The organism is Paraburkholderia bannensis (genome assembly GCF_014200455.1).
GTDB classification, from domain to species: Bacteria; Pseudomonadota; Gammaproteobacteria; order Burkholderiales; family Burkholderiaceae; genus Paraburkholderia; species Paraburkholderia bannensis_A.
The window spans coordinates 1-25,709 of sequence record NZ_JACHBW010000008.1; the positions used below are offsets into that span (position 1 = coordinate 1).

The window sequence follows — 25,709 nt, forward strand, 5'->3', positions numbered from 1 at the left end:
GGCGCGGCGCTTGGCCTCAAGGCCGATGCCTACAAACACATCGAATTCGACATCACGTTGACGCCGCTGCTGCAAGGCCGCGACAACCAGATCGTCCAGCGTCCGCGCGCAGCGGCCGAGGCTACCGCCACCGCCTGAGCGTCCCGCACGGCGGCAGCCGCCTGGTACTGACCGTACTGCAATTCGCGCTGCCGCCATCCCCAGATTCCCCCGCGAGAACCCGTTCGCCACCGATGCATGCGTCCCGTGCAGGGATCGGTGTACGCATAGGGAGAGGAAACATGTCCGCCATCATCGACAAAGCCAACGAACTCGACCATCTGCTGGCCACCGCCGTGCAGGACGACAGGCAAGCCGGTATTTTCCGCTGCCGTCGCGATATCTTCACCAACGCCGACTTGTTCGAACTGGAGATGAAGCACATCTTCGAGAACAACTGGGTGTATCTGGCGCACGAAAGCCAGATTCCGAACAACAACGATTACTACACGACCTGGATCGGCCGCCAGCCCATCGTCATTACGCGTGACAAGACCGGCGAACTGAACGCCGTGATCAATGCCTGCGCGCACAAGGGAGCGATGCTGTGCCGTCGCAAACACGGCAACAAGGGCAGCTTTACCTGTCCGTTCCACGGCTGGACTTTCTCGAACACGGGCAAATTGCTCAAGGTGAAAGACGAGAAAACCACTGAATATCCCGTGCAATTCAACACGCACGGTTCGCACGACCTGAAAAAGGTCGCGCGTTTCCAGAACTATCGCGGTTTCCTGTTCGGCAGCCTCAATGCGGATGCGATGCCGCTCGAAGCGTATCTGGGCGAAGCGCGCGTGATTATCGACCAGATTGTCGATCAGGCGCCCGGCGGCCTGGAAGTGCTGCGCGGCAATTCCTCGTATGTGTACGAGGGCAACTGGAAAATGCAGATGGAAAACGGTTGCGACGGTTATCACGTCAGCACCGTGCACTGGAATTACGCCGCCACCATGGGCCGCCGCAAGGAAGAGGGTACCAAGGCGGTGGATGCGAATAGCTGGAGCAAGTCGGTGGCGGGCGTCTATGGCTTCGAGCACGGCCACATTCTGCTGTGGACCCAGACGATGAATCCCGAGGTTCGCCCGGTTTATCACCAGCGCGACGAAATCAAGGCGCGTGTGGGCGAAGTCGCCGCCGATTTCATCGTCAACCAGACGCGCAATCTGTGCCTTTATCCGAATGTGTTCCTGATGGATCAGTTCAGCACGCAGATTCGCGTGGTGCGTCCGATCAGCGTCGATAAAACCGAAGTATCGATTTTCTGCTTCGCGCCGAAGGGCGAGAGCGCAACGGATCGCGCCACGCGCATCCGCCAGTACGAAGACTTTTTCAATGTCTCGGGCATGGGTACGGCGGACGATCTGGAAGAATTCCGCGCCTGCCAGAACGGCTATGCCGGCATCGCGGCCATGTGGAACGATCTGTCACGCGGCGCGCCCCTTTGGGTGGAAGGCCCGGACGAGAACGCCAGGAAGATGGGCCTCAAGCCGCTCATCTCGGGCGAGCGCAGCGAGGACGAAGGCCTGTTCGTGTGCCAGCACGAATACTGGGTGCGCACGATGCAAGACGCGCTGAAGAAAGAACGCGAGGAGTCCGTAGCATGAGCTTCGATTATCAAACCCTGTGCGCAGTGCTCTATCGCGAAGCGCGCCTGCTCGACGACCGTCAGTGGGACGAATGGCTCACCTGCTACACCGAGGACGTCACCTACTGGATGCCGGCCTGGGACGACGACGACCAGCTCACCGACGACCACGAAAGCCAGATCTCGCTGATGTACTACCCGGATCGCGGCGGCCTGGAAGACCGCGTGTTCCGCATCAAGACCGAGCGCAGCGGCGCGTCCACGCCGGAGCCGCGCACGAGCCATAACATCACCAATGTGGAAGTGCTGTCCACGCGCGATAACGAAGTGGATCTGCGCTACAACTTCCAGACGCTCAACCATCGCTACCGCACGACGGACCTTTTTTACGGCACGATGTTCGTCACGTTGCGCCTGGTCGAAGCAAAGTGGCTGATCGCCTATAAGAAGATCGTGCTGAAAAACGACTATATCCGGCAGGTTCTCGACGTCTATCACGTGTAAATCACGTTGAATTTTTGTCTGGCGTCGAACGCATCAATATCAGGTAGTTGGAGGAGGTCCCCATGTCCAGTTTCAATATTGCGCTGAATTTCGAGGATGGCGTTACGCGCTTCATCGAATGCAAGGCCGGCGAGAAAGTCCTCGACGCGGCGTTTCGCGCCCGCATCAATCTGCCGATGGATTGTTCCGACGGCGTGTGCGGCACCTGCAAATGCAAGGCCGAAAGCGGCCGCTATGACCTTGGCGACGACTATATCGAAGACGCCCTGAGCGACGACGAAAAATGCGGCGGCCTTGTGCTCACTTGCCAGATGGTGCCGCAAAGCGACTGCGTGATTGCGGTGCCGGCTTCCTCGGCGGTGTGCAAGACGGGGCAGAGCAAATTTGCCGCCACGGTCGCGAAGATCGAATTGCATAACGATGCGGCGGTGGTGCTGGAACTGGACGTCGAAGAAAACGCGCCGGTGTTTTTGCCGGGCCAGTATGTCAATATCGACGTGCCCGGCAGCGGTCAGCATCGCTCGTATTCGTTTTCGTCGGCGCCTGGCGAGTCGAAGCTCAGCTTTCTCATCAAGAAGATCCCCGGCGGCGTGATGAGCACGTGGCTCGAAGCCGCACAAACCGGCGACAAGCTCGAACTGATCGGGCCGCTTGGCAGTTTCTATCTGCGCGACGTGCAGCGCCCGCTGCTGTTCCTCGCGGGCGGCACGGGGCTCGCGCCGTTCCTGTCGATGCTGGAAGTGCTCGCGCGCGCCAAGTCGCGGCAAAAGGTGCATCTGATCTATGGCGTGACGCGCGATCTCGATCTCGTCCAGGTCGAAGCGATCGAAGCCTATACGGCGAAGCTGCCGAATTTCAGTTTCAGCACGGTGGTGGCGGACGATGCGTCGAGCCACCCGCGCAAGGGTTGGGTCACACAGCATATTCCCGCCGATGCGCTCAACGACGGCGACGTCGACGTCTATCTGTGCGGGCCGCCTCCGATGGTCGATGCCGTGCGCAAGCACTTCGACGACCAGGGCGTGAAGCCCAACAGCTTCCATTATGAGAAGTTCACGCCCAACGTCGCGCCGAAGGCGGCAGCATGAGCGCGCAACGATTTGCGGGCAAGGTGCTGGTTGTCACCGGCGCGGCGCAGGGCATCGGGCGCGGCGTGGCCTTACGTGCAGCAGCGGAGGGCGGCAAGGTCCTGTTCGTCGATCGCGCGGATTTTGTGGCGGAAGTGGCGGCCGAGGCCGTGAGCACCGACACCGCAGGCTTTGTCGCCGACCTCGAAACCTACGAAGGCGCACGGGCGACGATGGCCTTTGCCGTGGAAAAATTTGGCGGCATCGACATTCTGATTAATGGCGTGGGCGGCGCGATCCGCATGCGTCCGTTTGCGGAGTTCGAGCCCGAGCAGATCGACGCGGAAATCCGCCGCTCGCTCATGCCCACGCTTTACACCTGCCACGCGGTGCTGCCGCATCTGCTGGCGCGCGGCGGCGGCACCATCGTCAATATTTCGTCGAATGCCACGCGCGGGATTCGACGTGTGCCGTATTCGGCTGCAAAAGGTGGTGTCAACGCGATCACCCAGGCGCTGGCCATGGAATACGCCGAGCACAATATCCGCGTGGTGGCCACGGCGCCCGGCGGCACCAGCGCGCCGCCGCGACGCGTGCCGCGCAATGCCGCCGGCGACAGCGAGCAGGAAAAAGCGTGGATGAACGAAGCCGTCCATCAGGTCACCGAATCGACTTTTTTCAAGCGCTACGGCAGCATCGACGAGCAGGTCGCGCCGATCCTGTTCCTCGCGTCGGATGAAGCGAGCTATATCACCGGGTCTGTCTTGCCGGTTGCAGGGGGCGATACGGGCTGAACTGCGGTCTGAACCACGGCTTGAAACCCGCTGCTCGATAAAAGGCCCGAAAATCAGCCCTTTTTCGCGTGTGCTTCGCGATCGGTTGGCGTGAGGTACGCCATGCCTTGCTCTTCGTAGAGGTCGTAGATCAGTTGCAGCATGCGCTGCAGATCCTCGGATTCGTCCAGCATGCGCACGCTCATGATGATCGGCGACACCAGATTGGCGTCGTCCAGATCCTTGTAGAGCACGTCGTCGCGCTTGAGGCCATAGACGCTCTTCGGCACGATCGAAATGCCTTCTCCGGCCGCCACGAGGCCCAGCGCCACCTGCAATTCACGCGTCTCCAGCACGCGCCCCGGTTTGAGCGCGCGATCGTGAAAGGCCGCCAGCACCTGATCCGCGTAACTTGGGCGCGGCGACTTCGGAAAAATTATCAGTGTCTCGCTGAGCAGGTCGTGCAGCGACAGTTCGGCCTTCGCGTCGCCCAGGGGATGGCCGATCGGCAGCGCCACGATCATGCGCTCCTCGCGCAGCACCACGCGGCGAATGCTCGGATCGTCCAGACGAATGCGCCCGAATCCCACATCGATGCGACCTTCTTTAAGCGCCTTGATCTGGTCCATGGTGGACATTTCGTTGAGGCTCAATTCGACTTCGGCGTGCTGTTGCCGATAGCGCCGGATGATCTTCGGCAGCATCCCGTACAGCGTCGAGCCGACGAAGCCCACCGACAGATTGCGCTCGATCTTGCCCACGCGGCGCGTCATCGATTCGAGTTCGGCGGTTTGCGCCAGCAACTGCGAGGCGTGCTGATAGAAGAAGCGGCCGGTATCGGTGAGCTTGAGCGGGCGCGAATTGCGCTCGAAAAGCTGCACGCCGAGGATCTCTTCGAGCTGCTGGATCTGGCGGCTCAGGGGCGGCTGCGCGATATGCAGCCGTTGCGCCGCGCGGGTGAAGCTGCGCTCCTCGGCGACAGCCACGAAGTAGCGAAGATGGCGCAGTTCCATGTTCCAACCTCTGGGATATTGATTCGTTACAGAATGGCGCTCAAACGCATCTCATTATACCTGTAAGGCATAGTGTATCGCGCCGTCACCATCTCGATAATAGTTGAAATTTTCAACTATTTGTCTATACTCCGATGCGTCGTCGGCCAGGCTCGAAACTTCATCGGGCTTTCATCATTGGAGCGCGCTCTTGTCTTCCGGCTTGCATCCCGGCTTTCTTACTTTCAGGCTCGATCTCGCGAGCGCGCTGCTCAGCGAGCGCGCCAACGCGATCTACCGCGAGCGCTGGGGGCTGGACGTGCGCGCGCTGCGCGTATTGCGGCTCGTTTGTGCCGAAGCGGGCATCACGCCCAAGACCGTTTCGCAGCGCGCCTTGATCGAAAAAACGCTGCTGTCGAAAACGCTCGCCGAGCTTGAAGCGCGTGGCCTGATCGTGCGCGACACCCACGCGCAGGACCGCCGCAGCATCGCGCTGAGCGGCACGCCCGAGGGCCTGGAGGTGGCGCAGGCATCGGCGAAGGTCGGCGCGGATCTCGAAGGCGAACTGGCCGCTGCCTTGACGGCGAACGAACGCAAGACGCTCGACCGTCTGCTCGAAAAACTTTCGGACAGCTTGCTCAACGGCGCCGCCTGACCGATGCGCCGCAATCGGCAAGCACCCCCTTTCCAGGAGTCACAATGACCAGATTGATCGATACGCTCGCGCCGGCCATCGGCGCGCTGCTGCCTGAACTGGAGACGATCTACAAGGACCTGCACGAACATCCGGAACTATCGATGCAGGAATTGCGCACCGCGAAGATCGTCGCCGATTACGTGGAAAAGCTCGGCTACGAAGTCACGCGCGAAGTCGGCGTGACGGGCGTGGTCGCCATCCTGCGCAACGGCGCGGGCCCGACTGTGATGCTGCGCGCCGATATGGACGCGCTGCCGATGGCTGAAGACACGGGCCTGCCGTACGCCAGCAAGGTGGTGACGAAGGACGAGGACGGGGTGCAGGTTGGCGTGGCGCATAGCTGCGGCCACGACATGCATGTGACCTGGCTGCTGGGCGTGGCGCGCCTGATGGCGGCGCATCGCGGCGCGTGGAGCGGCACGCTCATGGCGGTGTTCCAGCCCGGCGAGGAAGTGGGGCGAGGTGCGCGCAGCATGATCGACGACGGCATGACCACACGCTTTCCCAAGCCCGACGTGATTCTCGGCCAGCATGTCATGGTGGGCGCGGCGGGCACGGTGGGGTATCGCAGCGGGACGATTCTTTCGGCGGGCGACAGCCTCAAGGTCAAGCTGTTCGGGCGCGGCTCGCACGGCTCGCAGCCGCAGACCTCGATCGATCCGGTCATCATGGCCGCGTCCACCACGCTGCGTTTGCAGACCATCGTGTCGCGAGAAATTTCGCCGCGCGACAGCGCCGTGCTGACGATTGGCAGCCTGCAGGCGGGCACCAAGGAAAACATCATCCCCGACGACGCCACGCTCAAACTGAACGTGCGCACCTACGACGAGGACGTGCGCGAGTACATGCTGGGCGCGATCCGCCGCATCTGCTGCGCCGAATGCACGGCGTCCAACGCGCCGCGCGAGCCGGAGTTCACCACGCTCTCCAGCTACCCGTTGACCGTCAACGACGAAGCCACTACGGCGCGCCTGCGCACCGCCTTCGAAGCGCAGTTCGGCGAGCGCGCCTACGAGACGGAACCGGCGGCGGCCAGCGAAGACTTCAGCGTGTTCGGGCGCGAGTGGGGCGTGCCTTACGCGTTCTGGTTCGTCGGCGGCACCGATCGTGCCGTGTTCGAAAAAGCCCGCGCCGAGAAGAAGATCAACCAGATCCCGAGCAATCACTCGCCGCGCTTCGCGCCGGTGATCGACCCGACGCTGCGCACCGGGCTCGAAGCGATGCTCTGCGCGGCAGGCGCGTGGCTGGGCCACGACGCCGCCGCAGCGGATCAACCGATGAGCGAGGCGGCGTGAGCATGGCATTGGGCGCGCACGTTAGCGCGCATATGAACGCCCATACGGCGTACACGGCGCTCGATCTCATCGGCACCTTCGCCTTTGCGATCTCGGGCGCCGTCGCGGCGCGGCAGCGGCGGCTGGACCTGTTCGGCATCCTCGTCGTGACCTTCATGGTGGCGTGCGGCGGTGGCATCGTGCGCGATGTCTGTATCGGCGCGATTCCGCCTGCGGGGCTGTCGAACTGGGCTTATATGGCGGTGACGGTGCTGGCCGCGCTGCTCACCATCGTCGCCTATCCGCAAGTGCGGCGGCTGCGTCATCCGGTGCTGTTCTTCGATGCGATCGGGCTGGGACTGTTTGCGGTTTCCGGCGCGCAAAAGACGTGGATCTGGACCGACAGCGCGGAGACGGCGATCGTGCTCGGCATGGTGAGCGCGGTGGGTGGCGGCGTCCTGCGCGACATCATGCTGTCGCGTGTGCCGGCGATCCTGGAGCGAGAGATTTACGCATCGGCGGCGCTGCTGGGCGCGGCGCTTCAGATCGGGCTGACGTATATGGATTGGTCGACGTTCTGGACGCCGTGGGTCGCCACGCTTGGCTGCGTGGCGCTGCGTCTGGCTTCGCTGTACTTTGGCTGGCGCTTGCCGGTGTTCCATACGCGCGAGGTCAGGAAGCGGATCCGCGCGATGGAGCAGGAAGCCCTGGAGGCTGGCGAGGACGCGCGGCACGACGGGCGCTGACTGCGCTGTGCGTGCCGCAAAAAGCCTTAGAACGTAATATCCGCCGTTCGTACGGCGCTGATGCGCGGCCCGAAGCTGCGCATGCTCGACAGCGTCTGGTTGTGATGCTCGCGAATCGTCGCGGCGGTGGCGTGCGGTTTGTCGTGTGTGGTGTGGGCATCGGCGACCAGCGTCACCGTGAAGCCGTTGGCCGCCGCGCGGCGCGTGGTGGTATCGACGCAGAATTCCGTCGCGTAGCCGCAGATCACCACATGCTTGACGCCATGTTCGGCAAGCGTCGCGCCCAGTGCCGTGTTCAGGAAAGAGTCGGGCGTACGCTTGCTCACAAAATAATCGCTCGATTGCGCCTGCGCGGAATCGGCTATTTTCCAGGCTTCGCTGCCGGGCACGAGTTCTTCGTCCTCGTGCTGGATGAAGACCACCGGCACGCGGGCGGCGTGGGCGCGTTCCGTCAGCTCGCGGACGTTGGCGGAAATTGCGGCCGCGTCGCCAGGCAGCGGGTCGGTCGCGACCAGGCCGTTCTGGAAGTCAATGACGAGCAATGCAGTAGACATAAAACAGTTCCCCTGGAAAGAACCGATTCTATCCGCTGGCTTTCTCCCGAAACAGCGTCAGTCCCGCGAGGCTGACGATTCCACATCCCAGCACGTACCAAGCCGGCGCATAGAAGCTACCGGTCGCACGCCACAACGCGCCCACGGCCAACTGCGCAAAGCCGCCAAACAGCGTCACGCCCACGGCGTAGATGATGCCCAGCGAGGTCGCGCGCACTTCGGGGCGCAGCGCTTCCAGAATCATCAGAAAGCCCGCGGGGCTCGTGAGCGTCATCAGGCCGATCAGCACGATGGCGACGATCAGCACCGTGCTCACGGTCGGCCTTGCTGCGATCGCCGCGAAGGCCGGAAACAGCAGAGCCAGCGAGACGACCGAGACGATGGCGAGCAGCGGCTTGCGACGCGGCAAACGGTCCGCCAGCTTGCCCGCGAACGGCGAGCCGATCAGCAGCACCAGGCCCGCCGCACAACCGCTCGCCGATGCGGTGGCCGCCGGCATATGCAGCGTGAGCGCGAGGAACGCGGGCAGGAAGAAGACGATGGTGTACATCGTGCCCGTGCCGCCGATCACCAGCATCGTGCCGGCCACGATCACGCGCAGCGGCAGCTTGCGGCGCACGGCGCTCGTTTTGGGGGTTGCATGCGCATGGGCATGGGCGGGCAAGGTATCGTCCAGCCGCGCGCGCAGGAAAAACCCCAGCGGACCGATGGCAAGACCGATCAGGAACGGCACGCGCCAGCCCCAAGTTATCAGTTGCTCGTGCGAGAGCGACTTCGACAACAGCAGCGCGATCAACGCGCCCGCCAGCGCCGCGCCGCCCTGGCTCGCCATCTGCCAGCTCACCAGCAGCCCGCGGCGGCCTTCGCGGCCCGCTTCCATCAGCAACGTGGTGGCCGCGCCCACTTCGCCGCCCGCCGAAAATCCTTGCAGCAAACGCCCTAGCACGATAAGCGCGGGTGCGGCGAGGCCGATCTGCGCATAGGTGGGCGCAAGGCCGATCAGCCCGGTGCCCAGCGCCATCAGCAGCACGGTGAGGATCAGCGCAGGCTTGCGGCCCGCGCGGTCCGCATAGGCGCCAATCGTCACGCCGCCCAGCGGACGCACGACGAAGCCCACGCCGAAGGTCGCGAGCGACATCATCAGCGAAGACATCGCGTCATGTGACGGGAAGAATAACTGGCCGATCAGTGCGGAAAAGAAGCTGTAGACGGTGAAGTCGAAGAACTCCAGACCGTTGCCCAGCGCGGCGGCGAGCACCATCGTGCGGCTCGTGCGTGCTGATTCTGCTGCGCCATGCGTTGCTGCGCGTTCGTGTACGACGTTCATGCGGATGCCTCGATTGCTGATGCTTCGTTGGCGAGGCGGCGCGCTCACTTGAAGCGCCGCCTCGCAGGCCTCGTTACTGGCTGCCCTTGATGCCTTCGTCGTCGCGAATCACGAGTCTGGTCGTGACCGAGCGCACGCCGCTCACGCCTTGCGCGACCGACGTCGCCATGTCGATCTGGCTTTGGCTGGCGACCACGCCCGAGAGCGTGACAACGCCGTCACGCGCGCGCACACGGATAAAGCTCGATTTCAGTCCTTGCTTGCGTGCCGCCTTGAGCGCGTGGCGCACATTGGCGGCCAGTGCGCGATCCGCGCCCGGCGAAGCGGCGACTGCCGGCGTGGCCGTTGCCGCACTGGCCTCGCTGCCGCCCTGTGCGTAAGCGCTGTGAACGCCCAGCGCGGCGGCCGCGCACAACGCGACGGCAACCAGGCGCCGCGCCGCGTGCGATTTCGTGTGAATGCTCATCCCCTGTCTCCTGTAGCGATACGAACGGTGTTCAGAACTTGTGATACATGCCGACGAGCATCAGATGCGGCGACTGATACATCTCCGTTCCCGTGCTGCCGGTATAGCTGTTGCTGATGTTGTCGACGCTCGGTTGCTGCGACGGATAGCGGCCGTAAGTCGGCGTCGTGCCCGTGTTGTGGATCACCGCGCCGCGCACATAAAGGGCCGTGCGTTTCGAGAGGTTGTAGTCGTAGCCGAGCGTCAGGCCATACGAATGGCTGCTCACGCCCGCCACGTCGCGATACGCAACTTCCACGCGGAAGTCGTTGCGCTGCTGATAGCGATACAGCGCGCCCAGCGTGTAGAGCGAGGCCACGCGGTCGCCTTCCAGACGCGGCGCGAGAAAGCTGTAGCCCGCCGAGAGCACGTAATGCCCGGCGTCGTAGAGCAGGCCGGCTGCGAAGTTATCGGTGCGCACGTATTGCGAGGTGGTGAGCGCGTTCAGGCCGTAGTTGCCCAGATAGCTCAGCGTGCCGAACAGATGGCCGTCGAAGTAATTCAGCGCGAGCGCGCGCGTGACGATGGTCGGCGCGCTGGAACTGCTGTCGTGCAGCGAAAGCGCCACTTGCGCATTGAGCGGCCCGAACCACGGCGACGAATAGCTGATCGCGTTCGACAGACGGCTCGCTTCGTAGCTCGCGCCCGGTCCCAGATCGTAGACCCACGCCGTCATATAGGCGACGGTGGAAACCGTGCCCACCTGGCCGAACACGTCGATGAAGAGCGGCACGCCCACATCGTCCTGCAAGCCGAGTTTCAACTCGCCCGTCTTTTGCGAACCGATGCTCACCCACGCCTCGCGATTGAACAGCGTATTCGCGGTCCCCAACTGACCGTTGGCGGCGTTGAAGCCGTTTTCCAGGTCGAAGCGCACGCGATAGCCGCCGCCCAGATCCTCGACACCGTACAGGCCGATCTTCGAGGTCCATTCCCCGCCGCTTTGCTGCACGAACGCCGTCTGCGCGCCCTTGGTGAAACCGATCGACTGGTCCACCGCGCCGTAGAGGCGCACGCCCGGCGAATACGCACCGGTAGTCGCATACGGCACACCCTGAAAATAGTCTTCGAGAAAGAGATTCGAAGCCTGGGCGTGTGCGCCGAGCGAGGCGCCGCCCACGACGGTTGCGCACGCAACCAGACGCGTGGCGCGCGCGATGCGGGTCTGCCGTGGCGCGCGTGTTCCTGCGAGGGTTCGTGCGCCGTCGCTCGGGTTCTGAGGCGTGATGCTGCTTGCTGGCATTGATAGACTCTTGAGGTTGGTCAGAAACTGCGGGGAGGGCGGCGCGCGAGGGCGAGAAGTGGCGCGCCTGACCTTTTATCGTTGTGAGCCGGCCGTTGCTGAGAACTGCCGGCTCACAACTGCCGGCGCGTGAAGCCCCTGTCTCATCAGGACGACGTGCGCCGGCGTGATGCGGATTCCGGTCCGCTTTTAGCCCTGGCGCAGATAGCGCTCGACAAGCGCGACGAACCACGCCGCGCCATAAGGGATCGCATCGTCGTTGAAGTCGTAGCCGGGGTTGTGCACGGAGCAGCCGCCGACGCTGCCTACGCCATTGCCCAGCAGGACGTAGCAGCCGGGCAGTTTCTCGGTCATCCACGAAAAGTCTTCGCTGCCCATCACGGCCTCGGGCATCATCGTCAGCCCGCTTTTGCCGACCAGCGATTGCATGACTTCGATGGCGAGATCGGTGGCGTTCTGCTCGTTGACGAGCGGGCGCGAGATCGCCTTGTAGTCGACCGTGGCCGTCGCGCCATAGGACTGCGCCTGCAGTTCCGCGATGCTGCGGATACGCGTTTCCAGCAGATTGCGCGTCTCGCTGTCGAGCGCGCGCACGGAAAGCTGCAAGGTGGCGCTTTCCGGGATCACGTTGCCGGCCTTGCCCGCGTGGATCGCGCCCACCGTCACCACGGCGGCGCGCGTGGGCTCGACGTTGCGAGCCACGATGCTTTGCAGCGCCATCACGATGCTTGCGGACGCAACGATCGGGTCGCAGCCCATTTGCGGCATCGCGCCGTGCGCGCCGCGTCCGGTCACGGTGATCGTGACGGTGTCGGAAGACGCCAGCATGCAGCCGTGGCGCACCGCGAAATGGCCCACCGGCAGGCCCGGCGCGTTGTGCAGCGCGAACACCTGGTCGCACGGGAAGCGCTCGAACAGACCGTCGGCGATCATGCGCGACGCGCCGCCCAGGCCTTCCTCGGCGGGCTGGAAGATCACGTTGAGCGTGCCGTCGAATTGCGCGTCGCTCGCCAGGTACTGCGCGGCGGCGAGCAACGTGGCCGTGTGGCCGTCGTGGCCGCAGGCGTGCATGGTTTGCGCGACGGTGCTGGCGTAGGGCAGGCCGGTGTTTTCCTGGACCGGCAGGGCGTCCATATCGGCGCGCAGGCCGATGGCGCGCTCGCCCGTACCGCGCTTGATGCGCCCGACCACGCCCGTGCCGCCAATGCCGGTTGTCACTTCGTAGCCCCATTCGGCGAGCTTTTCAGCGACCAGCGTGGCGGTGCGCGTCTCGGCGAAACCCAGCTCGGGGTGCGCGTGGATGTCGTGGCGAATCTGCACGAACGGCGCGCGGCGCTCGCGCAGGGTCTCGACGAGCGCGGCGCGCTCGGCGTCGTTGGGGGGGAGGGCAGCGTGGGCTTGCGTCATGTCTGGGCTCTCTTGACTGGCCGTACGGGTGACGGCCTCTGGAGTCACAGACTAAGGACGATCGGTCAAAATAAAAAAGCAAAAATGCGTATGTCTATAACTTTTGGTAATATCCTCCGCATCATGAAAGGCTATTTATGAAGATCCACCAACTGCGTGCGCTGGTCGAAATCGCCGCAACCGGCAGTATTAACGGCGCGGCGCGGCGTCTGCACGTGACCCAGCCGGCCATCACCAAGGCAGTGCGCGACCTGGAAGACGAATGCGGCGTGCGTCTGCTTGAGCGTAATCCCTGGGGCGTGGTGCCCACGGCCGAGGGCGCGGCGTTGCTCCAGCGCGCTCGCACCGTGGTGCGCGAACTCGAACGCGCCGAAGAAGACCTCGCGCACCTGAAAGGCAAGCGCACCGGCAAGCTGGTGATCGGTGTGACGCCGATTGCGGGCACGGCGGGACTCGCCGAAGCCTTCACCGATTTCCGTCGCCACTGGCCGCAGGTCACGGTCGAATTCCGCGAACTGGGCTTCAACCAGTTGCGCGAAAACCTGAGCAATCGCACGCTCGACCTCGCTTTCGCGGCGTTTCCGACCAGTCCCGGCGACGATTCGGGCACGGCCCGGCCGCTGTTCGCCTTCGATTCGGTGTTCGTGACGCGCGCCAGCGGCGCGTTCGCCCAGGCCACCTCGCTCGCGCAGGTGCAGGACGCCGAGTGGATCCACACCGACGTCACCGACGGCTATCCGGCCAATATCCGCGCGATGTTCGAGCGTGCGGGCCTGGCGCCGCCGCAGCGCATCACGCGTTGCACCTCCTACGGCTTGCTCTATGGCCTGGCGCTCAACAACGATGCGGTGTTCGCGTGGACGCGCCATACCTTGCAAACGGCGGAACTCGGACGCGCCTTCGTCGAATTGAATCTGCCAGTGCAGCCGCCCGCCTTGCAGCTTTATCTGTTTGCGCCGCCCGAGGCGCAGATCACCCGGCCCGCCGAATATTTCGTCGATTGCATTCTCGCGGTGGCCGCCGGGCGCGCCCGCAGCGGCATGGGCGGTACGGTATTGACCGGCGGTTGATCCCCCCGCAACCGAAGTCGCAGGTTGCGGGCATTTTGCGCGGCTATCGTTCCCGGCACACGTTGCCAGTACAACGAAAGCAGGAACCTTGATGTGCGCGGCCTCGGTGCCCGGCATCGCTCCCGCGCTCAAAATGGACGCGGTGACGCGGGTTGCTCGTCCCGTCATCGAAACACAGTGCGAGCTGCTTTAGCTGCCGTTTTTCCCAGATCCCCCGCGCTGCGCTTCAGGTGAACCGTGCGCCACGCCGCGACCATGCCCGCCCAGGTGAGCGCCTTTCCCTTTCTCGACCAAGCCCAGCGCCGGCAGGCGCGCACATCGCCCGATCCACCAGCATAAAAATTTAGGTACGGAACGTGCTGGGACGTTGAGCCAATCCACCTTGCCGATTGAACTTACAAAATCGCAACGAGCCGCTGGGTAGGCGGCTTCAATGGAATTCGGCAAAACCCCGTGCGGGTTTTGCCCGATTGCGTAAAGTTGGATGCGAAATTCGCTCTGGACTGCTATAGTCCGACCCCGCTGCGACCAGCCAGAAAGCACCATTCCAGATGACGCGCTATATTTTTCAGGCGTCGTGTGCTTGCGGCGGTACGCATCGAACAAAAAGTCGCCACCGGGCACAGCGCGAAGCATCCCCAGCGAAGCGGAATTTATCGACCCGTTTCACTGCTTTCGGTACGGCCATTTCGGGATAACCGGCAATGGCTTTCACGGACCGCAACGCGCCAGGCGCAGCGAAACCACGCAAGTGGGCTCAGGCGGCCCGGTCGGCACGGACAACGAAAGAAGATCCATCTGGGAGCTGACGTGAAAAAACAACTGGGCGCAATTGCCCTGCTGGCAGCGAGCACGGCTGCCTCGGCGCAATCGAGCGTGACGCTCTACGGCCGCGTCGACGGCGGTATCGAATATCTGAATCACATTGCCAATGGCAGTGGCGGCCAGTCGAGCCGCTGGAGCGCGGAAGGCGGCGACTGGGGCACCAGCATGCTGGGCATGAAGGGCACCGAGGATCTTGGCGGCGGCACCTCCGCGCTGTTCGACCTGGAAACCGCGCTGCAGATCATGAATGGCACCTCGGGCGGCGGCAAGCTGTTCTCGCGCCGTGCCTATGTCGGCTTGAAGAACGACACCTGGGGGCAAATCCAGGCCGGTCGCAATCTCTTCATCGACAGCGACGGCGTGTGGGAATTCGACCCGTTCGTGCAGCAGGCGGTGTCGTCGGCGTCGCTCGTGCGCGGGCGCAACTGGCAGCAGACCAGCAACAACGTCGAGTACCACAGCCCCGTGTGGCATGGCCTCGACGTGCAAGGCCAGTACGCATTCGGCAACCAGGCGAGCGGCTTCAACAATGGCGCCGACGGCGACTTTGGCCGCTCGGACGGCATCATGCTGACGTACCACTCGCCGCTTTTCGACGTGCGCGGCATCTACGACGAGCTGCGCGATTCCAGCGGCCGTTTCTCCAACATCTTCACGGCCTCGCGCGAATTCTTCGTGGGCGGCAATCTGCGCGTCGACAACTGGAAGATCCAGGCGGCCTACACGCACTACGCCGCGCCGGATTCGCCGGTGGGCGTGGCCGACAGTGCCGACCACTACTGGCTGGGCGCGACGTATCAGGCGACGCCGAAGTGGGCCGTCACGGCCGCGGGCTTCTACATTCACGTGGGCGAGGGCAGCGGCGACGCTGCGCACGATCCGGGCAGCCACGCCATGCTGTACGCGCTCGGCACCACCTACAACCTGAGCAAGCGCACCTTCCTGTACGGCACGGTGGCTTATGTGGACAACAGCAAGAACGGCAACTTCTCGGTGTTTGCCACGCCGCGCGACTCCAGCTCGCCGACCAGCCCGAACGTGGGCGAATCGCAGACCGGCGCTTACGTCGGGATGATGCACGTCTTCTGAAGCAGCAGTTTTTTCGCGGAGTGTTTTCCGCACAACCGGCCGCCGCGGGCGTAGCGCAGCGGCTGGACGACTCGCCGGCCTTCGTGTCGGCGCGCCTCGCCGCTGGCATCGTGTGACAGGCGATGCGGGCGGCGTCCTCAAAAGAAGGTTGAGATCATCATGTCCAGATCCAGAGAATCATCATCGCCGGGGTTCATCGGCGTCATCACCTTACTATTCATCGCGCTCACATCGCTGTTTCTGCTGATCGGCGGCGCATACCTGCTCTCGCTCGGCGGCTCGGCGTATTACGTCGTGACCGGCGTCGTGCTGCTGGCCGTCACATGGCTGCTGTATCGCCGCAGTCCCACCGCGCTCGTGCTCTACGCGCTCGTGCTCGTGGGTACCGCCATCTGGTCGCTGTGGGAGTCGGGTCCCGACTTCTGGGCGCTCGCGCCGCGTTCGGGCGTGCTCGTCGTGTTCGGCGTGTGGCTGCTGCTGCTCGTGAGCTGGCGTCTCGAAGCGCCGCGCAAGCTGGGCGTGCAATCGCTCGTCGGCGCGCTGGTGATCTGGGCCGGCGTGCTCGTGTATGCCGGCTTCAACGATCCGCAGACGGTCAACGGCACGCTCGCTTCGTCGACGGGTTCGCTCGCCGCCAACGCGAACGGCATCGACAACGCCGACTGGCCCGCTTACGGCCGCACCCAGGAAGGCACGCGCTACGCGCCGCTGCAGCAGATCACGCCGGATAACGTGAAGAACCTGCAGGTGGCCTGGACGTTCCGCACGGGCGACATGAAAGGCCCGAACGATCCGGTCGAAATCACCAACGAAGTCACGCCGATCAAGATCGGCAATCTGCTCTACCTGTGCTCGCCGCACCAGAAGCTGTTCGCGCTCGACGCGCAAAGCGGCACGCTCAAGTGGACCTTCGATCCGAAGCTCAAGGCCGATCCGTCATTCCAGCACGTGACCTGCCGCGGCGTGTCGTATGTCGATCTGACGGCGAATGCTGCGGCTGATGCGGCTGCACCGGCTAGCGACGCCGCTGCTTCGGCTGCTGCCGCATCGGCGCCGCAAGCCGCTGCTTCGGACGCTGCCGCTTCGGCTGCGCAAGCTGCTGCTCCGGCCAGCGACGTGACCACCACGGCCGCCGCACCGGTGACGGGCGCCTGCTCGCGCCGTATCTATCTGCCGGTCAACGACGGCCACCTGTACGCGCTCGACGCGCTGACGGGCGAGCGCTGCGCGGGCTTCGCCAACAACGGCGATCTCGATCTGCAGCACGCCATGCCGGTCACGACGCCGGGCATGTACGAGCCGACTTCGCCGCCGATCATCACCAGCAAGGTGATCATCGTGGCGGGCGCGGTGGAAGATAACTTCTCGAACCGCGAACCGTCGGGCGTGATCCGCGGCTTCGACGTGCGTACGGGCCAACTCCTGTGGGCGTTCGATCCGGGTGCGAAGGACCCGAACCACATCCCGGGCCCGGGCGAGCACTACACCTGGAACTCGCCGAACTCGTGGGCGCCTGCCGCCTACGATGCGAAGCTCGACATCGTCTATCTGCCGATGGGCGTGCGCACCCCGGACATCTGGGGCGGCGACCGCACGCCGGAGATGGAGCGCTATGCAAGCGGCCTGCTCGCGCTGCATGCATCGACGGGCAAGCTGGCCTGGTTCTATCAGACCGCTCACCATGACCTGTGGGACATGGACATGCCGTCGCAGCCGACGCTCGCCGACATCACGACCAAGGACGGCAAGACCGTGCCGGTCGTGTACGGCCCGGCCAAGACCGGCAACCTGTTCGTGCTCGACCGCCGCACCGGCGAAACCGTCGTGCCGGCTCCGGAACTGCCGGTGCCGCAAGGCGCGGCGCCTGGCGACCGCACCTCGCCGACGCAGCCGTTCTCCGAGCTCACGTTCCGTCCGAAGAATCTGCTCACGGACAAGGACATGTGGGGCGCGACGATGTACGACCAGCTGGTCTGCCGCGTGATGTTCCACAAGCTGCGCTATGAAGGCACCTTCACGCCGCCGTCGCTGCAAGGCACGCTGGTGTTCCCGGGCAACCTGGGCATGTTCGAGTGGGGCGGTATTGCACTCGACACCGATCGTCAGATCGCCATCGCCAACCCGATCGCGCTGCCGTTCGTCTCGCGTCTGATCCCGCGCGGTCCGGGCAATCCGATCGAGCCGGAACCAGGCGCCAAGGGCAGCGGTACGGAATCGGGCATCCAGCCGCAATACGGCGTGCCGTACGGCGTCACGCTGAACCCGTTCCTGTCGCCCTTCGGCCTGCCGTGCAAGCAGCCGGCATGGGGCTACATCGCCGGTATCGATCTGAAGACCAACGATATCGTCTGGAAGAAGCGTATCGGCACGGTGCGTGACAGCTCGCCGATCCCGCTGCCGTTCAAGATGGGCATGCCGATGCTGGGCGGCCCGATCGTGACGGCGGGCGGTGTGGCGTTCATCGGCGCAACGGCGGACAACTTCATCCGCGCGTTCGACGTGAACAACGGCAAGCAGCTCTGGGAAGCCCGCCTGCCGGCAGGCGGGCAGGCAACGCCGATGAGCTACTCGATCAACGGCAAACAGTACGTCGTGATCGCCGCAGGCGGCCACGGCTCGTTCGGCACCAAGCTGGGCGATTACGTGATCGCTTACGCGCTGCCGAACTAAAGCGCGCTTGACGCACGTTGGTTGATACGTGCAGCGTGCGCCGCGCGGGCCTTGAAGCCTCGCGGCGCACGCGATGACACCGGAAGCGGCATGCCTGGCATGCCGTTTTTTTTGCCTGCTTAATCTGTTCTTTCGCTGTTTCCTTTCTGTACCCGACATGAGCCCACACTCCAACGCCCGCCGCGTGTCATACGCAGCGTACGTCGCGCTGACCGCGCTGGCGGCCCATGCCATTGGCGCGCATGCGCAAAGCTCGGTCACGCTCTATGGCGCGATCGATACCAGCATCGAAATCACCAATCCCGGCGCGGGTTATGTCGCGCGCATGGACTCGGGCGCGTATCGCGGCTCGCGCATTGGCCTGCGCGGTGCCGAAGACATCGGTAATGGCCTGAAGATCCTGTTCGATCTGGAGAATGGCTTCAGTTCCGGCAACGGCACGATGGCCGTGAGCAACACTCTCTTTAACCGCCAGGCCTGGGTCGGTCTGGGCACGCCCTACGGCACGCTGCGCATGGGCCGCCAGTATTCGCCCATCTATATTCCGTTCAAGGGCGGGCTGGACGCGTTCGGCGCGGGCACCATCGCCTCGGGCCTCGATAATCTCTCGAAGATCACGCCCTACGAGAGCAATGCGATTACGTATCTCTCGCCGGAATTCCACGGCTTTTCGACCACGCTGATGGCCTCGCTGCGCGATTCGACCGATGGCGACGGCAACGGTATCGCCGGCAATATCGAAACCTTCGCGTACCGCAACGGGCCGTTGCGCATTTCGTACGCACACCAGCAAACGCACGGCGACGGCGCACTGCGCGCCAACCTGGGCGGCGTCTCCTATGTGTACGGCCCGATCACGGGCTATCTGTCGTTTTTCAACGGTGATGGTGGTACCCCGCGCTATCACAACGATGGCGTGTCGGTGTCGGCGCGCTATGCGGTCAATGCGCGTTTTCGCGCCTCGCTGGGCTACACGTACCTGCGCGACCGCTCGGGCGGCGACGATAATGCCGACCAGTTCAGCGCCGCCTGCGAGTACGACCTGAGCAAGCGCGTTTTGCCGTACGCGAGCGCGGGCTGGCTGCGCAATCGAGGGCAGGGCGAATTCACGCTCAAGGGCGTGAACGTGACGGGCCTGACGCCATCGTGGCCGGGCGCGTCGGTACGCGGCGTGCAGTTCGGCATGGTTGACAGGTTTTAAAGCGCGGTTCCAAAGCGCGGTTCAAGAACCGCGCGAGCAGGGCAGACGTTAAGCGAAGCGCCCCCCGCGCTTTGCTACACTGATTTGCACGCCGCTACGATGGCGAAGGGGAAAACGCGTGACGCCCAGCAACGCCACCCGACCGATGCCTGACAAGCAGCGCACGCGCGGAGCTGCCCGATGAGGCTACGCGCGCTGCCGCATTTTTCGCCGTTGCGCGTGTTCTTCTTTACCGTCGCGCTGGGCGCCGCAACCGGCGTGGATTTCGTGGCTTCGTCGATGATGGGTATCGCCGGCACGCATATTCGCGGCGGCGTGCATGCCTCGCCCGAAGACTTCCTCTGGAGCATGACCTCGTACGCCGCCATGGCGACGGTCGCCAATCTCATGCTCGGCCGCATCGCGCGGCACACGAGCTATCGCTCTTACACCATCGCTGGATTGATCGTCGCGGCGATCGGCTCGCTGCTCTGCGCGCTGTGCGATACGCCGCTCGAACTGACGTTTGCGCGCGCGGTGCAGGGCTTTGGCGCGGGCGGCCTGTTCGCTGCCGCGCGCATCCTGATTCAACTGGTGTCGGCGCGATGAACGCGCGCCCCTCTTTGTCGGCTTCAATATCGGCTCCTTCGGGCTGTCCGCACTTACGCCCTGGCTCGCGGCCGTACTGGTGGAAAGCGCCGCGTGGCAGATGGTGTTCGTGATCCAGGTGGTGCTGGCGCTGGCCGTGCTGGTGCTGGTCGTGCTCACGTATCCGAGCCGCGTGACGCCGCCGGGCGCGCTCTGGGAAATGGACATCGAGTGTTCGGACGCCGCCGCTATATCGCGCTGGGCTACGTGATGTTTGCCGCTGCGCTGCTGATGCTGTCGCTGCGCACGCTCACCGATGTATCGATGGACGTGATTCTGCCCGCGCTGTTTCTGCAGGGATTGACGGTGCCGTTCGTGATGGCGCAAGTGGCGGGTATGACGTTCGTCGATTTCACGGAAGACGATTTTCAGCACGCCTACGCATTCAAGAATATCGTGCGCCAGATCGCGACCGCCGCCGGTACGGGTGCGGCCAGCCTCTGGCTGCAATACGGCGGGCGATCGCGCGCTCGCGTCTTGTCGATCGCATCACGATGTTCGATCTGGGCGGCATGCCGCCGATGCCCGACATGATGCACATGGCGACGATGGTGGAAACGCAGGCAACCCTTGTAGCAAGCGCCAATCTGCTTTCCTCGCTGGCGATTTTCTGCGCGGTGGTGGCCGTGTTCGCACTGCTGATACGCTGGCGCGCGACCTGAAGCGTCGCGCGATCAACCCGATGCGCGCGCTTTGCAGGGTCCCGTGGAATCGCGCACCACCAGTTCGGGCGGCGGTCCGATCGCCATTGACGGTACCTGCACGGGCGCATCGATCAATTGAATCAGGCGGCTGATCGACAGTTCGGCCACGGCAGCGGTCTGGATCGCCACGGTAGTGAGGGCGGGGCGCACCTGATGCGCAAGCGCAATATCGGTGATGCCGATCACCGAAACATCGTGCGGCACTGCGCGTCCCATGCCGATCAAGGCCTGAATCGCGCCGATGGCCAGCAGGTCGTTCGACGCAAAAATAGCCGTCAATTGCGGGTGTTTTTTCATCAGCGTCACACATGCCTCATGCCCGGCGTCGATCGAGTCGCGCACCTGCATTTGCGCTGTGGCGCACGCCACGCCGCCCGCTGCCAGCGCTGCGCGAAAACCATCCGAACGCGCGTCCTGCAATCCGCCGCAACCGTCGCCGATCAACATGCCGATCTTGCGATGGCCCAGTTCGAGCAGATGTTTCGCCGCCAATGCGCCCGCCTGCGCAAAATCGACCGCCACGCATGGCAGTGCCGGCGGCTTTTCGGGGTGCTCCCACATCGCCAGCAGGATCGGCCCGTTATGCATCGCGGAGATGCACAACTCGTTCATGGCGATATCGGTGTTCATCACCAGCACGCCGTCCGCGAAGGTGCCGGCGATCTGGTTGAGGTAGGCGCGGCCGATCTGCGCGTCGTCGTCGGTGTTGCAGACCATCAGGAAATGGCCGGACTTGCGCGCGGCGCGCTCGGCGGCCAGCACGAACTCGGGATAGAACGGGTTGGCGATATTCGAGAGCATCAGCGCGAGCGTGGACGACCTGCCTTGCGCCAGCGCGCGCGCATTGAGATTGGGCCGATAGCCCAGTTCGGCGATGGCCTGGAGCACGCGTTCCGCCGTCTCCGGGCGCACCTTCTCGCGGTTGCGCAGCACGTTGGAAACGGTGGCGGCGGTAACGCGCGCATGCCGCGCGACTTCTGACAAGGTGACCATGTCCTGCCTTTTTGTTGGCGCTGTTTCAAGCGTTTACCCGGGGTTTAGCGGGTATTTCGTGACGTTTCCCACATTCAGGGAACACGATTCAAATGTTGCAAGGCGTAGCGAGGATTTGTTAATTTTCACCCACACCAAGCCGGAACGCGATTTGTACGCGATTGTGCCGCCCAGAAATTTAAGCGGTTAAATGGCCGTCGCACAAGCCCCCCGGCTAAATTTATCGCGTAGAATTTAAGCGCTTAAATCTGAGGAATCAGGCAAGGCGCGGCGAAAACGGAGGAGACAAATCCATGGCAGCGATCCAGTTGTCGAACGTCGGCAAGCAGTACGGCGATCATCCGCCCGTGATCCGGCGCGTCGATCTCGACATCGGCCATCACGAATTCTGCGTGTTCCTCGGTCCCTCGGGCTGCGGGAAATCCACGCTGCTGCGCATGATCGCGGGCCTCGAAGAACTGAGCGACGGCGAACTGCGTATCGGCAACCGCGTGGTCAACGACGCGCCGGCTGCGGAGCGCGGCGTGGCGATGGTGTTCCAGAGCTATGCGCTGTTCCCGCACATGACCGTGTTCGAGAACATGGCCTTCGGCCTGAAGATCGCCAAAGTGGCGAAGGCCGAAGTCGAACGACGCGTGCGCGACGCCGCACGCAGCCTGCAACTCGAAGCGCTGCTCGACCGTCATCCCAAAGCGCTGTCGGGCGGCCAGCGCCAGCGCGTCGCGATTGGCCGCGCGATCGTGCGCGAACCCGGCGTATTCCTGTTCGACGAACCGCTTTCCAATCTTGATGCCGCGCTGCGCAGCCACACGCGAGTGGAAATCGCGCGCCTGCATCAACGCTTCGAAAACGCCAGCGTGGTCTACGTGACGCACGATCAGGTCGAAGCGATGACGCTGGCCGACCGCATCGTGCTGCTGCACGCGGGCGCGGAAATGGAAAGGCACGGCAGCGTCGCGCAGAGCGGCGCGCCGCTGGAGTTGTATCACCATCCGAAGTCGCGCTTTGTGGCGGGTTTCATCGGCTCGCCGCGCATGAATTTTATCGATGCCCAGGTCGATGCGGTCGAAGAGGGCGGCGTGCGCTTGACGCTCAACGGTGGTGAAGCACTGCTCGCCAGCGTCGATGGGCGCGGCCTGCAACGCGGCCAGCGCGTGACGCTGGGCGTGCGGCCCGAACATCTGCGTCTCGACGGCGACGATCAAACGGTTGCGTGCACAACGGTCATCACCGAGCGTCTGGGCGAGCACAGCTATCTGCATGCGGATCACGCGGCCGGCACGCTGGTGGCGAAAGCGCCCGGCGACACGCCCGTGGGCGTGGGCGAGCGTCTGCGTGTGCGCGTACCCGCCGATGCGTGCCATCTGTTCGACGAGGCGGGCGTTGCGCGGCGGCGCCTGGCGTCACCGGCCCTCGCAGCGGTGGCGCTGGCCTGAAGCAATCAATCTGTGAATCTGTATGACCCCGCCGCCAGAGCGGGTCTTTCACCAAGGCAAGGCAAACCAAGGAGACACCTGATGTTCGCTTATCGCTTACCCAGTTTCGGCACATTGGCGCGCGCCACCGCCGCCGTGGCGCTCGTGGCCGCCACGCTCGCCAGCGGCGCGGCCGATGCCGGCACGCTCACGGTCAACGTTTCGGCGCGCGGCAACCAGCGCGCGACCTGGCAGGACGCCTTCGACAAGTTCAAGAAGGCCAATCCGGACGTCGATCTCAAGGTGGCCTATGTGACCGAAGAAGCCTACAAGGTGCAGATGAGCGGCTGGCTTGCGGCCGATCCGCCCGATGTGGTTTCGTGGCACGACGGCGAACGCATGGCGTATTACGCGCAGCGCGGCCTGCTGGAAGACCTGTCGGGCGACTGGGTGAAGAACGGCTGGAACGAGCAGTATGCCTCGGTGAAAGAGGCCTCGACCTACAAGGGCAAACAGTACGCCGCGCCGCTGGGCTATGACGCCTACGGCTTTTTCTATCGCAAGGATCTGTTCCAGAAAGCGGGCGTGAAAGCCGAGCCGAAAAGCTGGGACGAATTCCTCGACGCCTGCAGGAAGCTCAAGGCGAGCGGCGTGCAACCGATCGCCGTGGCGGCGCGCGACAGCTGGACGCTGGCCGCGTGGTTCGACTATCTCGACCTGCGTATCAACGGCAACGCCTTCCACCAGCAACTGATGGCGGGCGAAATTCCCTATACCGATGCGCGCGTGAAAAAGGTATTTACCGCCTGGAAGACGCTGATCGACAACCACTATTTCATGGACAACGCACTGTCCTATGACGTCGATTCGGTCGCGCCGGTGCTGGTGAACGGCAAGGCCGCCATGATGCTGATGGGCACGTTCTTCTCGGCCAGCTTCCCGGCGACGATGAGGCAGGACGTGGGCTTCTTCCGCTTCCCGGTGATCGACGCCAGTGTGCCGACTGCCGAAGACGGCCCGGTCAACGTACTGCTGATCCCCGCGAAGGCGAAGAACAAGACCGACGCGCGCCGCCTGCTGGCCTTCATGGAAACGCCGCAGATCAATGCCGATCTCGCGCGCGGCTGGGGCCAGTTGCCGTCCAACAACAAGGCCGCCGAACCCGAGGACGCGATCTCGAAGGTCGGCTTCCAGACGCTCGCCAGTACGCGTGGCGGCATCGCGCAGTTCTATGACCGCGACATGCAAAAGGAAATGGCCGACGAGGGCATGAAGGCGATGCAGCAGTTCTACAGCGACCCGTCGCAGATCGATGCGCTGCTTGTGCGCCTCGAAACGACGCGTCAGCGCATCTACCACAAGTAAGTCTGCCTGCTTCCCGCGCTGGCAGTGCAATCTGCCGGCGCGCTACGGAGTGCAAGTGTTTCATGTAATTCGGCATCCGAATTAATTGAACGAAATAAACGATCCGGCGAGACCTCATCATGTCCGATACTGTCGCGCGCCCGCTTGGTGCGGCGCGCACGCAGCGCAAATCGACGGTGCGTAGCAAGCAGAGCCGCGCGGCGCTCTGGTTCCTGCTGCCTGGCTGCGCGCTATTCACGCTCTGCGTGCTTTATCCGATCGTCAACAGCATCGCGCTGAGTTTCTACAACTGGGACGGCATGACGCCGAAGACCTTTGTGGGCCTCGCGAACTATGTCGAGCTGTTCCAGACCGACACCTTCTACACCGCGCTCAAGAACAATCTGCTGTGGCTCGTGCTTTTCCTGCTCGCACCGCCAGTCGGGCTGATGTTTGCGCTGTATCTGAACCAGCGCGTGGGCGGCATCCGCATCGTCAAGTCGCTGTTTTTCGCGCCCTTTGTGCTCTCGGGCGTAGTGGTGGGGCTGGTGTTCTCGTGGTTCTACGATCCCACCTTTGGCCTGCTGCGCCTGATTGTGGGGCATGGCGTGGCGGTGCTGGGCGACCCGAAACTCGTCACGCCCGGCATTATCCTTGCCGCGCTATGGCCGCAGACGCCGTTCTGCATGGTGCTCTATCTCACGGGCCTCACGTCGATCAACCCGGAAATCGTCGAAGCCGCGCGCATGGAAGGCGCGAAGGGCATCAAGCTTTTCTGGCACGTGATCCTGCCGCAACTGCGCCCCGTGACCTTTATGGCGATCGTGCTGACCGTGATCGGCGCGCTGCGCAGCTTCGATCTGATTGCGGTGATGAGCGGCGGTGGTCCGTTCGATAGCTCCACCGTGCTCGCTTACTACATGTACGACCAGGCGATCAAGTATTACCGCGAAGGCTATTCAGCCTCGATTGCCGTGGTGCTGTTCGCCATCATGCTTGTCTACATCGTGTTCCATCTGCGCCGCATGCTGCGCGAAGAACGCTGAAACAAGGGAGTTTTC

The 25,709-nt window shown here is 63.8% G+C and carries 25 protein-coding genes and 1 pseudogene; 19 read left to right on the forward strand and 7 right to left on the reverse strand.

Features of this window, described 5'->3' with window-relative positions:
* The 5 genes and pseudogenes from F4827_RS35240 to benD form a co-directional block, all read left to right on the forward strand.
* A pseudogene (locus tag F4827_RS35240) lies at positions 1-138 on the forward strand (catechol 1,2-dioxygenase); the annotation flags it as partial.
* Between the two features lie 143 nt (positions 139-281).
* Positions 282-1,640, forward strand: a complete 1,359-nt coding sequence (locus F4827_RS14360) for a Rieske 2Fe-2S domain-containing protein (protein ID WP_183724619.1) — start codon at positions 282-284, stop codon at positions 1,638-1,640.
* Complete coding sequence (benB, locus tag F4827_RS14365; protein ID WP_183724620.1) at positions 1,637-2,125, forward strand: benzoate 1,2-dioxygenase small subunit; 489 nt, start codon at positions 1,637-1,639, stop codon at positions 2,123-2,125. Before F4827_RS14360 ends, benB begins: the two co-directional genes overlap by 4 nt.
* Before the next feature lie 62 nt (positions 2,126-2,187).
* Positions 2,188-3,213 (forward strand): benzoate 1,2-dioxygenase electron transfer component BenC, encoded by a 1,026-nt coding sequence (gene benC / locus F4827_RS14370; RefSeq protein ID WP_183724621.1) that lies wholly within the window; start codon positions 2,188-2,190, stop codon positions 3,211-3,213.
* Positions 3,210-3,986: a benzoate diol dehydrogenase BenD gene (gene benD / locus F4827_RS14375; protein ID WP_183724622.1), complete on the forward strand. Its 777-nt coding sequence runs from the start codon at positions 3,210-3,212 to the stop codon at positions 3,984-3,986. The genes benC and benD overlap by 4 nt, the downstream gene beginning before the upstream one ends.
* A gap of 53 nt (positions 3,987-4,039) precedes the next feature.
* On the opposite strand, the gene F4827_RS14380 is transcribed toward benD, so the two are convergent.
* Positions 4,040-4,978, reverse strand: a complete 939-nt coding sequence (locus F4827_RS14380; protein ID WP_183724623.1) for a LysR family transcriptional regulator — start codon at positions 4,976-4,978, stop codon at positions 4,040-4,042.
* A gap of 190 nt (positions 4,979-5,168) precedes the next feature.
* Between F4827_RS14380 and F4827_RS14385 the strand changes: the two genes are divergently transcribed.
* Genes F4827_RS14385 through F4827_RS14395 form a run of 3 tightly spaced genes read left to right on the forward strand, consistent with a single transcriptional unit; the run spans position 5,169 to position 7,674 of the window.
* Entirely contained in the window at positions 5,169-5,612 is a 444-nt protein-coding gene (locus tag F4827_RS14385; protein WP_260175214.1) for a MarR family winged helix-turn-helix transcriptional regulator, read from the forward strand.
* 44 nt (positions 5,613-5,656) lie between these two features.
* A complete protein-coding gene (locus tag F4827_RS14390) occupies positions 5,657-6,949 on the forward strand; it encodes a M20 family metallopeptidase (RefSeq protein ID WP_183724624.1) in 1,293 nt (430 codons plus the stop codon).
* A gap of 32 nt (positions 6,950-6,981) precedes the next feature.
* On the forward strand, positions 6,982-7,674 hold the full coding sequence (locus F4827_RS14395; RefSeq protein ID WP_183724905.1) for a trimeric intracellular cation channel family protein: 693 nt from the start codon (positions 6,982-6,984) through the stop codon (positions 7,672-7,674).
* 26 nt (positions 7,675-7,700) lie between these two features.
* On the opposite strand, the gene F4827_RS14400 is transcribed toward F4827_RS14395, so the two are convergent.
* The 5 genes from F4827_RS14400 to F4827_RS14420 all read right to left on the reverse strand — a co-directional run bounded on the left by F4827_RS14400 (position 7,701) and on the right by F4827_RS14420 (position 12,710).
* Positions 7,701-8,228 carry a cysteine hydrolase family protein gene (locus tag F4827_RS14400; protein ID WP_183724625.1) on the reverse strand — a complete coding sequence of 176 codons (528 nt, stop codon included), beginning with the start codon at positions 8,226-8,228 and terminating at the stop codon, positions 7,701-7,703.
* Positions 8,229-8,256: 28 nt separating this feature from the next.
* Positions 8,257-9,555, reverse strand: coding sequence for an MFS transporter (locus F4827_RS14405; RefSeq protein ID WP_183724626.1), 1,299 nt, complete (start codon positions 9,553-9,555; stop codon positions 8,257-8,259).
* Between the two features lie 73 nt (positions 9,556-9,628).
* Positions 9,629-10,021 (reverse strand): BON domain-containing protein, encoded by a 393-nt coding sequence (locus F4827_RS14410; RefSeq protein ID WP_183724627.1) that lies wholly within the window; start codon positions 10,019-10,021, stop codon positions 9,629-9,631.
* Between the two features lie 31 nt (positions 10,022-10,052).
* Positions 10,053-11,303: a porin gene (locus tag F4827_RS14415; protein WP_183724628.1), complete on the reverse strand. Its 1,251-nt coding sequence runs from the start codon at positions 11,301-11,303 to the stop codon at positions 10,053-10,055.
* Between the two features lie 189 nt (positions 11,304-11,492).
* Entirely contained in the window at positions 11,493-12,710 is a 1,218-nt protein-coding gene (locus F4827_RS14420; protein ID WP_183724629.1) for a M20 aminoacylase family protein, read from the reverse strand.
* A gap of 137 nt (positions 12,711-12,847) precedes the next feature.
* Between F4827_RS14420 and F4827_RS14425 the strand changes: the two genes are divergently transcribed.
* From F4827_RS14425 to F4827_RS35260, 8 genes are all read left to right on the forward strand, one after another.
* Complete coding sequence (locus F4827_RS14425; RefSeq protein WP_183724630.1) at positions 12,848-13,780, forward strand: LysR family transcriptional regulator; 933 nt, start codon at positions 12,848-12,850, stop codon at positions 13,778-13,780.
* Positions 13,781-14,590: 810 nt separating this feature from the next.
* Complete coding sequence (locus F4827_RS14430) at positions 14,591-15,694, forward strand: porin (protein WP_311673446.1); 1,104 nt, start codon at positions 14,591-14,593, stop codon at positions 15,692-15,694.
* Positions 15,695-15,853: 159 nt separating this feature from the next.
* Positions 15,854-18,364, forward strand: a complete 2,511-nt coding sequence (locus F4827_RS14435; RefSeq protein WP_183724631.1) for a glucose/quinate/shikimate family membrane-bound PQQ-dependent dehydrogenase — start codon at positions 15,854-15,856, stop codon at positions 18,362-18,364.
* Positions 18,365-18,521: 157 nt separating this feature from the next.
* A complete protein-coding gene (locus tag F4827_RS14440) occupies positions 18,522-19,565 on the forward strand; it encodes a porin (RefSeq protein WP_183724632.1) in 1,044 nt (347 codons plus the stop codon).
* A 180-nt stretch (positions 19,566-19,745) separates the two neighbouring features.
* Positions 19,746-20,153, forward strand: a complete 408-nt coding sequence (locus tag F4827_RS35245; protein ID WP_260175215.1) for an MFS transporter — start codon at positions 19,746-19,748, stop codon at positions 20,151-20,153.
* A 79-nt stretch (positions 20,154-20,232) separates the two neighbouring features.
* Positions 20,233-20,403, forward strand: a complete 171-nt coding sequence (locus F4827_RS35250) for a hypothetical protein (protein ID WP_260175217.1) — start codon at positions 20,233-20,235, stop codon at positions 20,401-20,403.
* A complete protein-coding gene (locus F4827_RS35255; protein ID WP_260175218.1) occupies positions 20,364-20,726 on the forward strand; it encodes a hypothetical protein in 363 nt (120 codons plus the stop codon). The genes F4827_RS35250 and F4827_RS35255 overlap by 40 nt, the downstream gene beginning before the upstream one ends.
* Positions 20,714-20,854, forward strand: coding sequence for a hypothetical protein (locus F4827_RS35260; protein ID WP_260175219.1), 141 nt, complete (start codon positions 20,714-20,716; stop codon positions 20,852-20,854). Before F4827_RS35255 ends, F4827_RS35260 begins: the two co-directional genes overlap by 13 nt.
* A 12-nt stretch (positions 20,855-20,866) precedes the next feature.
* On the opposite strand, the gene F4827_RS14450 is transcribed toward F4827_RS35260, so the two are convergent.
* Positions 20,867-21,889 (reverse strand): LacI family DNA-binding transcriptional regulator, encoded by a 1,023-nt coding sequence (locus F4827_RS14450; RefSeq protein ID WP_183724633.1) that lies wholly within the window; start codon positions 21,887-21,889, stop codon positions 20,867-20,869.
* A 293-nt stretch (positions 21,890-22,182) separates the two neighbouring features.
* On the opposite strand from F4827_RS14450, the gene F4827_RS14455 reads away from it, so the two are divergent.
* From F4827_RS14455 to F4827_RS14465, 3 genes are all read left to right on the forward strand, one after another.
* A complete protein-coding gene (locus tag F4827_RS14455; RefSeq protein WP_183724634.1) occupies positions 22,183-23,325 on the forward strand; it encodes an ABC transporter ATP-binding protein in 1,143 nt (380 codons plus the stop codon).
* An 81-nt stretch (positions 23,326-23,406) separates the two neighbouring features.
* Complete coding sequence (locus F4827_RS14460; RefSeq protein ID WP_183724635.1) at positions 23,407-24,669, forward strand: ABC transporter substrate-binding protein; 1,263 nt, start codon at positions 23,407-23,409, stop codon at positions 24,667-24,669.
* 119 nt (positions 24,670-24,788) lie between these two features.
* Positions 24,789-25,694: a carbohydrate ABC transporter permease gene (locus F4827_RS14465; protein ID WP_183724636.1), complete on the forward strand. Its 906-nt coding sequence runs from the start codon at positions 24,789-24,791 to the stop codon at positions 25,692-25,694.
* Positions 25,695-25,709: the final 15 nt, after the last annotated feature.